The sequence below is a fragment of the Collinsella sp. AF36-3AT genome (genome assembly GCF_003475205.1).
Taxonomy (GTDB): Bacteria; Actinomycetota; Coriobacteriia; order Coriobacteriales; family Coriobacteriaceae; genus Collinsella; species Collinsella aerofaciens_AF.
In genome coordinates, this window is record NZ_QROZ01000008.1 from 1 (window position 1) to 7184 (window position 7184).

3 protein-coding genes and 3 rRNA genes are annotated in these 7184 nt (G+C 61.2%); all 6 read right to left on the reverse strand.

Annotated elements, in window-relative coordinates; translation table 11 throughout:
* Positions 1-20: 20 nt before the first annotated feature.
* Positions 21-136 (reverse strand): 5S ribosomal RNA (gene rrf / locus DW003_RS07490).
* 146 nt (positions 137-282) lie between these two features.
* Positions 283-3256: ribosomal RNA gene (locus tag DW003_RS07495) — 23S ribosomal RNA — on the reverse strand.
* A gap of 396 nt (positions 3257-3652) precedes the next feature.
* Positions 3653-5158, reverse strand: a 16S ribosomal RNA gene (locus DW003_RS07505).
* Together the 16S, 23S and 5S rRNA genes form the textbook arrangement of a ribosomal RNA operon.
* A gap of 536 nt (positions 5159-5694) precedes the next feature.
* Positions 5695-6054, reverse strand: a complete 360-nt coding sequence (gene rplT / locus DW003_RS07510) for a 50S ribosomal protein L20 (RefSeq protein ID WP_022094123.1) — start codon at positions 6052-6054, stop codon at positions 5695-5697.
* A gap of 46 nt (positions 6055-6100) precedes the next feature.
* Complete coding sequence (gene rpmI, locus DW003_RS07515) at positions 6101-6292, reverse strand: 50S ribosomal protein L35 (RefSeq protein ID WP_006234422.1); 192 nt, start codon at positions 6290-6292, stop codon at positions 6101-6103.
* 32 nt (positions 6293-6324) lie between these two features.
* On the reverse strand, positions 6325-6894 hold the full coding sequence (gene infC, locus DW003_RS07520) for a translation initiation factor IF-3 (protein WP_089573296.1): 570 nt from the start codon (positions 6892-6894) through the stop codon (positions 6325-6327).
* Positions 6895-7184: the final 290 nt, after the last annotated feature.

Sequence of the window (7184 nt, forward strand, 5' to 3'; positions counted from 1 at the left end):
ACGGCTCGGTGCCGTCCACCGGTCAGCGGCGCCCTGGCCTCCCACGGGCTGGCCCCGCAGTACTCTCGGCGCGATGGGGCTTAGCTTCCGGGTTCGGAACGGGACCGGGCGTGCCCCCCATGCTCTGGCCGCTGACCGGTGGGCGGCGCCCACCGTTACGGTGTCCGGTATCGCATACACGTGCCCTGGGGGCCGCATGGCGCATAGGGGAGGTGACTCGGGGGCATCCTCGTGCCCGGACCGCGCGCATGAGCGCTGGGTCCCGCGGGCCGCGAGGTGCGGTTCCGGAAGAGCTCGGGCGATTAGTGCGGCTCGGCTGAGGGCGTCGCCGCCCTTGCACCTGCCGTCTATCGACCAGGTAGTCTACCTGGGCCCTTACCGGAAGGAGAACTAATCCCTGGAACGGCTTCCCGCTTAGATGCCTTCAGCGGTTATCCGCGCCGCACGCGGCTACCCGGCCGTGCCGTTGGTCGACAACCGGTTCACCGGAGGTGCGTCCACCCCGGTCCTCTCGTACTGGGGGCAGCCTCCATCGATTCTCCTGCGCCCACGGAGGATAGGGACCGAACTGTCTCACGACGTTCTGAACCCAGCTCGCGTACCGCTTTAAACGGCGAACAGCCGTACCCTTGGGACCTGCTCCAGCCCCAGGATGCGATGAGCCGACATCGAGGTGCCAAACCTTGCCGTCGATGTGGACTCTTGGGCAAGATCAGCCTGTTATCCCCGGAGTACCTTTTATCCGTTGAGCGACGGCCCACCCACTCGGGGCCGCCGGATCACTAGAGCCTGCTTTCGCACCTGCTCGGCTTGTGGGCCTCGCAGTCAAGCCCGCTTGTACTCTTGCATTCAAAAGGACGGTTGCCGACCGTCCCGAGCGGACCTTCGCGCGCCTCCGTTACCCTTTAGGAGGCGACCGCCCCAGTCAAACTGCCCGCCTGGCACGGTCCCCGAGCCGGTTGACGGCCTCGGGTTAGGACGCCGGTCGCGCGAGGGCAGTATTCCAAGGGCGGCTCCCCGGGGGCTGGCGCCTCCGGATCGATGCCTCCTGCCTATCCTCTACACGCGGGACCAGCGGCCAATGCCAAGCTGCAGTGAAGGTTCACGGGGTCTTTCCGTCCTTCCGCGGGTAAGTCGCATCTTCACGACCAGTGCAATTTCACCGGGTCCATGGTCGAGACAGCGCCCAAGTCGTTGCGCCTTTCGTGCAGGTCGGAACTTACCCGACAAGGAATTTCGCTACCTTAGGACCGTTATAGTTACGGCCGCCGTTTACCGGGGCTTGGCTTCGGGGCTTCGCCTTGCGGCTAACTCCTCCGCGTGACCTTCCGGCACCGGGCAGGCGTCAGACCCTATACGTCGCCTTGCGGCTTCTGCAGAGTCCTGTGTTTTTGGTAAACAGTCGCTTGGGCCTCTCCACTGCGGCCCGCCTCCGCTCCCCGGGCAAGCCGGTTCACGTACGCGCGGGCACCCCTTCTCCCGAAGTTACGGGGCCATTGTGCCGAGTTCCTTGACCATGGTTGACCCGATCGCCTCGGTATGTTCTACCCACCCACCTGTGTCGGTTTGCGGTACGGGCGCGCACGCGCCTGCCTAGGGGTTTTTCTAGGGACCTCGGGCTCACTCGCTTCGCTCAGATGCTTCGTCCGGAGCCTCGCCCTCGTGCGGACCGGATTTCCCTGGTCCGCGGGCCGCGCTCCATCACGGGGACGTCCAGAACCCCGCCGAGCCACCCCCATCCGTCGCCCCGTCGGTCGTAGCGCCGCGTGCGCGGTGCAGGAATGTCTGCCTGCTGCGCGTCGGCTACGCCTTCCGGCCTCGCCTTAGCCCCCGACTGACCCTGGGAGGATTAGCCTTGCCCAGGAAACCTCGGGTTCACGGCGGACGAGTTACTCTCTCGTCTCTCGCTACTCATGCCAGCATTCTCACTCCCATGCGCTCCACCGCCGGTCGCCCGGCGGCTTCGCCGCCCATGGGAAGCTCCCCTACCGATTCTATATAGATAAAATCCCGCCGCTTCGGTGTCCAGCTTAGCCCCGTGTATTGTCGGCGCATGTCCACTCGACCAGTGAGCTGTTACGCACTCTTTGAATGCATGGCTGCTTCTAAGCCAACATCCTGGTTGTCTGGGCGGACGCACATCCTTTGCCACTCGGCTGGAACTTGGGGACCTTAGCGGGCGGTCCGGGCTGTTTCCCTCTCGAGCACACAGCTTAGCCCACATGCTCTGACTGCCGCGCTCTGGGCCGCCGGCATTCGGAGTTCGGTTGGATTCGGTAGGCGGCGAAGCCCCCTCGTCCATCCGGTGCTCTACCTCCGGCGGTGAACGCGCGACGCTAGCCCTAAAGCTATTTCGGGGAGAACGAGATATCTCCGGGTTTGATTGGCCTTTCACCCCTATCCGCAGGTCATCGCCGCCGTTTTCAACCGACGTGCGTTCGGCCCTCCACGGGGTCTTACCCCCGCTTCAGCCTGCCCACGGATAGCTCACCCGGCTTCGCGTCCGCGGCGCGGGACTCAAGTCGCCCTGTTAAGGCTCGCTTTCGCTCCGGCTCCCTTTCGGTTAACCTCGCCCCGCGCCAGCGACTCGCTGGCTCATTCTACAAAAGGCACGCCGTCACACCACAAGGGTGCTCCGACTGCTCGTGGGCGCACGGTTTCAGGTACTGTTTCACTCCCCTCCCGGGGTGCTTTTCACCTTTCCCTCACGGTACTGGTGCGCTATCGGTCACAGGGTAGTACTCAGGCTTGGATGGTGGTCCACCCAGGTTCGGACCGGGTTTCACGTGCCCGGCCCTACTCAGGGACCGCGTCGCGCCGTCCGGTCTGGGTTCGCGTACGGGGCTGTCACCCGCTGCGGCCGGCCCTCCCATGCCGTTCCGCTCCCCAGCCGGACCTGCGCCCGGGGGCGGCAGCCCCCGGATGCGCGGCCCTGCAACCCCGTCGGCGGAACCCCTGCCGGGTATGCCCGCTCGACGGTTTGGCCATCGGTCCCCTTTCGCTCGCCGCTACTCGGGGAGTCTCGAGATTGATTTCCTCTCCTCCGGGTACTTAGATGTTTCAGTTCCCCGGGTTGTCCTCCCGGCCCCTATGTGTTCAGGATCGGGATATCCGTACTGCTACGGATGGGTTCGCCCATTCGGAGACCCCCGGGTCGAAGGATGTGTGCTCCTCGCCGGGGATTATCGCAGCTTGCCGCGTCCTTCATCGGCTCCCTGTGCCAAGGCATCCGCCGTGCGCCCGTGGTATCTTGCGGGACCGCTCTCGGGCCCGCGGGATATCCACGTGTCGCTAAAGTTAATTAATCGATATCATGAATAGCGCTCGTATGTCGCAATTCGGGTATCTCATACCGCGGCACAGTAGTTGACTGTGCTCGCGATCAGATGCTCCTCACTCATATATAAGTGAATTCTTCTTGTTTGGATCGGATGAATGATTGCTATCATTCTGTCTGATAAATCGCAGAAAAGAATCGAGTCTGGAAGAATGATCTTCCATCTCTCTCCTATCGCTATGCGGCTCTCAAGGTACGCGGGTGCGACCCCGGGGACCGGGTGCTGCGGGGACTTCCCCCGGGCGACATCCACCGGACGGGCTCCTGCCCTCTATTCGAGTTAAAGTTTGTCTCTCTAAGAATGTATCTCCCTAGAAAGGAGGTGATCCAGCCGCACCTTCCGGTACGGCTACCTTGTTACGACTTCACCCCCCTCACCCTCCACACCTTCGGCGCCTCCCCCCTTGCGGTTGGGCCGGCGACTTCGGGTGCAGACGACTCGGGTGGTGTGACGGGCGGTGTGTACAAGGCCCGGGAACGCATTCACCGCGGCATGCTGATCCGCGATTACTAGCAACTCCGACTTCATGGGGGCGGGTTGCAGCCCCCAATCCGAACTGGGGCCGGCTTTCCGGGATCCGCTCCCCCTCGCGGGGTGGCATCCCTCTGTACCGGCCATTGTAGCACGTGTGCAGCCCAGGGCATAAGGGGCATGATGACTTGACGTCGTCCCCGCCCTCCTCCGCCTTGACGGCGGCGGTCCCGCGTGGGTTCCCGGCATCACCCGATGGCAACACGCGGCGGGGGTTGCGCTCGTTGCGGGACTTAACCCAACATCTCACGACACGAGCTGACGACAGCCATGCACCACCTGTATGGGCTCCTCTCGGCCACGGGGTCTCCCCCGCTTCACCCATATGTCAAGCCCTGGTAAGGTTCTTCGCGTTGCTTCGAATTAAGCCACATGCTCCGCTGCTTGTGCGGGCCCCCGTCAATTCCTTTGAGTTTTAGCCTTGCGGCCGTACTCCCCAGGCGGGACGCTTAATGCGTTGGCTGCGGCACGGGGGGATCGTCCCCCCACACCTAGCGTCCATCGTTTACGGCTGGGACTACCAGGGTATCTAATCCTGTTCGCTCCCCCAGCTTTCGCGCCTCAGCGTCGGTCTCGGCCCAGAGGGCCGCCTTCGCCACCGGTGTTCCACCCGATATCTGCGCATTCCACCGCTACACCGGGTGTTCCACCCTCCCCTACCGGACCCAAGCCGCGGAGGTTCCGGGGGCTTCGGGGGGTTGAGCCCCCCGCTTCGACCCCCGGCCTGCCGGGCCGCCTACGCGCGCTTTACGCCCAATGAATCCGGATAACGCTCGCCCCCTACGTATTACCGCGGCTGCTGGCACGTAGTTAGCCGGGGCTTCTTCTGCAGGTACAGTCTTGACTCTTCCCTGCTGAAAGCGGTTTACGACCCGAAGGCCTCCGTCCCGCACGCGGCGTCGCTGCGTCAGGGTTCCCCCCATTGCGCAAGATTCCCCACTGCTGCCTCCCGTAGGAGTCTGGGCCGTGTCTCAGTCCCAATCTGGCCGGTCGGTCTCTCAACCCGGCTACCCGTTGTCGGCACGGTGGGCCGTCACCCCGCCGTCTACCTGATGGGCCGCGGAGCCATCCCCTCCCGTCGGGGCTTTAGCCGGGGTGCCATGCGGCACCCCGGGGTATCCGGTATTACCCGTCCTTTCGGGCGGCTATCCCGGGGGAGGGGGCAGGTTCTCCACGTGTTACTCAGCCGTTCGCCACTCGCTTCCACCCGAAGGTGGGTGCCGTTCGACTTGCATGTGTTAGGCGCGCCGCCAGCGTTCATCCTGAGCCAGGATCGAACTCTCCGTCCAAAATATATGGGCTTCGGGCCCGTCCGGTCCTCTCAGTTCATCGCTGATCGGTTCCGTTCGATTCATATGGTTTTAGTATAGGAAAAGGAATTTCTCGGGGCCGCCTCTCGGCGGCCTTGCGAAAAACAAATCCAAGTTAGACCATTTCAAATGGTTCGATGTCTGCCCGGATGCGACACTGAAGTAAGTGTCCATCCTCGCAGTATCCGGTTCTCAAGGTGCACGCCTGGCGGCTGATCCGGTCCGACCGGGCCGCGCGGCAAGGAGATATATTGCCAGACCGCGAAGCCTTGTGGGACGTCAATTCCGCTCTTCACAAGTCCTACACAACATATCGCTTTCTATAGGTAATAGAAAGACTGGCGCGGATCTTCCGCACATATCAGATGATGACCCTTTGGTTCAGGAATATATAGAGATCGGTCACCTGTAAGTGTTTATCTACCCGCGCTTTTAGCAATGTAAACCGCACTTCAGATAAAAAGAGGGAGCGCCGCGCACAACGCGACACTCCCCTAGCGATTCAACAGAATCTATTAGGCCTCGAGAGCCTTCTTGGCAATGGCAGCCAGCTCGTTGAAGGACTCGATGTCCTCGTAAGCCATCTGAGCCAGGACCTTGCGGTCGAGCTCGATGCCGGCAACCTTCAGGCCGTGCATGAACTGAGAGTAAGAGATGTCGTTCAGGCGAGCAGCAGCGTTGATACGGGTGATCCAGAGAGAACGGATCTCGCGCTTCTTGTTGCGGCGATCACGATACTGATACTGCAGGGAGTGCTGGACCTGCTCTTTAGCATGCTTGTAAGTACGCGAAGCGGCACCGTAGTAACCCTTCGCACGGTGCATAACGGTACGGCGCTTCTTCTTGGCGGCAACAGCGCGCTTAATACGTGCCATGTTCTATCAACTCCTAGACGGTAAAACGAAAAACGGGAACGCGAACTTAGGCGAGACGCGACTTGATGACCTTGCGGTCGGCAGCGGCGATCTCGGTCTCCTGACGGAAGCCACGCTTACGCTTGGTGGACTTCTTGCTCAGGATGTGGCTCTTGAAAGCCTTGGCGCGCATAAGCTTGCCGGTACCAGTCTTGCGGAAACGCTTCTTGGTGCCGCTGTGGGACTTCATCTTAGGCATGAAATACTCCTTAATCGGTTACAGAACACTAGTTACTTGCTATCGCTTGCCGCTTTATCCTCATCGAAGGCGCCCTTAATCGGGGCGAGCAGCATAAGCATGTTACGGCCTTCCATCTTAGGCTTGGACTCGACCGTAGCGTAAGGCTTGAGATCCTCGGCGAGACGCTCGAGAACGTTAAGGCCCTGCTCCGGGTGAGCCATCTCACGGCCGCGGAACATGATGGTGATCTTAACGCGTGCGCCCTTCTTGAGGAAACGCAGAACGTGGCCCTTCTTGGTCTCGTAGTCGCCAACGTCGATCTTGGGTCGGAACTTCATTTCCTTGACCTCGACCTTGGACTGGTTCTTACGAGCAGCCTTGGCCTTCATGGCCTGCTGGTACTTGAACTTACCGTAGTCCATGACCTTGCAGACCGGCGGCTCCGCGTTGGGAGCGATCTCGACCAGGTCGAGACCCTGATCGTCGGCGACGCGCTGGGCATCGCGGATGGCGAACAGGCCGAGCTGAGAGCCATCGACGCCAATCAAACGACACGAAGATGCAGTGATCTCGTCGTTGATGCGGGTGTCATCAGACTTAGCTATTTTCCCTACCTCCATTCATAAAAAAATAACCCGGCGCTTCTCAGCAACCAGGTCGTACACATAGACTTCCTCGATTTGAGGAAGGGAATCTAAGTTGTATGACCAGTCAGCTGCTCATTGGCGCCAAAAGGTGGGAACCCTCAGGTTCCTCTTTAGGGCATTGCGGGAACAACGCCTTGCGAATAATAACACGTACAGCGCGTTATCACATTACGTACACGAAAAAGGGACCTTGACCCCCTTGAACACTCGCTTGCATGTATGGTGCTCGAGACGAGACTCGAAGGGCCTTCGCTTCGCGAAGG

Excerpts from the sequence above, each read along its gene's own strand:
- rplT (WP_022094123.1), bottom strand. The coding sequence starts at position 6,054 with ATGGCACGTATTAAGCGCGCTGTTGCCGCCAAGAAGAAGCGCCGTACC.
- rpmI (WP_006234422.1), bottom strand. The coding sequence starts at position 6,292 with ATGCCTAAGATGAAGTCCCACAGCGGCACCAAGAAGCGTTTCCGCAAG.
- infC (WP_089573296.1), bottom strand. The coding sequence starts at position 6,894 with ATGGAGGTAGGGAAAATAGCTAAGTCTGATGACACCCGCATCAACGAC.